The following is an 889-nucleotide window of genomic DNA, read 5'->3' as shown; positions in this document are numbered from 1 at the left end:
TACGACAACAGGTCAACTGAGCGAAATCGGCGCCTGAGAGACTGCTGTCCTGCTTTGGAATTGTGCAACAAGGCCGCGCACGGGCCATCTCCACGTCACCCGGTGCGTTGCTGCCGTGCTGACCATTCTCGTAATGGCCCATGTGGGTGATGGCAAGAACCAGGTTCGCCTCTTTGTTGTCGCGGATCTGCTTGCCGAGATTGGCGGCTTCCGTGGTCGGATCGCGGAACTCGAGGGTCTGGACGTTGTTGGGATCCACCAGCTGGGCGGTGTCCTCTGTGGTCAGACCCAGCACGGCGACCTTGAGGCCGCTCTCCAGCTTGAACACCTTGTAGGGATCGAAGTAGCGCTTGCCGCTCGTCTTGTCATAGATGTTGGCGGAGATCATCGGGAACTGGGCCCACTGACGCTGTTTCTCGAGGATGGTCAGGGGGTTGTCGAACTCGTGGTTGCCCACCGCCATGGCATCGTAACGGATGCTGTTCATGGCCATGAAGTCCGGCTCTGCATCCTGCAGATCCGACTCTGGCACCCCGGTGTTGACGTCACCGCCGGAGAGCACCAGCACTTCGCTGCCCGCCGCTTTCGCCTCGGCACGCAGCCGCTCGACCAGGGTCTTCTGGGCCGCCATGCCATATTCGCCCTTGTCGTTGTGCCAGAAACGACCGTGGGTATCATTGGTATGCAAAATGGTCAGCTTGCAGACATTTTCGGTGCAGGGGGCGACGCTGTCGTTGCTTGAGGTATTGCAGCCGCTCAATGCGGCAAACACTGCCAGTGCGATACTTCCTTTGACAAATTTATAATTCATTTCCATACCTGATTACCCATGACCCTCAGCCAGCTTCAAGAGCCGATATGGCATCGGAGGGCTTGCCACGACTGCATG

Annotated in this window: 1 protein-coding gene; it reads right to left on the bottom strand. The window is 58.3% G+C overall.

All coding sequences use genetic code 11. The features are described 5' to 3' along the window. On the bottom strand, positions 1-811 hold an 811-nt coding region (locus OKC30_RS21165), incomplete at its 3' end, for a metallophosphoesterase (protein ID WP_270809835.1). Between the last annotated feature and the right edge of the window lie 78 nt (positions 812-889).

The organism is Aeromonas sp. QDB18, from assembly GCF_027705325.1.
Lineage (GTDB): Bacteria > Pseudomonadota > Gammaproteobacteria > Enterobacterales > Aeromonadaceae > Aeromonas > Aeromonas caviae.
Note: the sequence above shows the minus strand (reverse complement) of the source record. Positions and strands in the feature narration are given on the sequence as shown.